This is a genomic window from Thermococcus sp. ES12, from assembly GCF_012027515.1.
In the GTDB taxonomy this organism is placed as follows: Archaea; Methanobacteriota_B; Thermococci; order Thermococcales; family Thermococcaceae; genus Thermococcus; species Thermococcus barossii.
In genome coordinates this window covers 1-411 of record NZ_SNUP01000110.1, presented here as the reverse complement: position 1 = coordinate 411, position 411 = coordinate 1, and the positions used below count along the sequence as shown (strand labels likewise).

Sequence of the window (411 nt, the reverse complement as noted above, 5' to 3'; positions counted from 1 at the left end):
CACTGTGTCCAAAACACTAAAGGTGCAGAGATAGTAATTGAACTTCCCGAGGATGCGATAATAATCTCGAAAGCAGATGAACCAGATAAAGAGGCTTATTCGGGTTTTGAAGGAACAGACTTGGCCAAAATCCTCAAAGAGAAAGGGGTTAAAAAAGTTTACCTCTGTGGAGTTGCAACTGAGTACTGTGTTAGAGCAACAGCCTTAGATGCATTAAAGGAAGGCTTTGAGGTTTATCTTCTCCAAGACGCAATAAAGGGCATAAATGCAGAAGATGAAGAAAAGGCCTTAAAAGAGTTAAAGGAAAAGGGAGCAAATGTTATTGATTCTACAGGGCTTTAACTCTTTTCCATTCTTTTAATAGAGCTACTACTAAGTTTAGCACTATTGGGCCGATTATTAGTCCCTTTA

The 411-nt window shown here is 38.9% G+C and carries 1 protein-coding gene; it reads left to right on the top strand.

Going from position 1 to position 411, the window contains the following annotated elements:
• Positions 1–342 (top strand): isochorismatase family protein (locus E3E37_RS11300; RefSeq protein WP_167717448.1); only part of this gene is annotated, 342 nt, incomplete at its 5' end.
• Between the last annotated feature and the right edge of the window lie 69 nt (positions 343–411).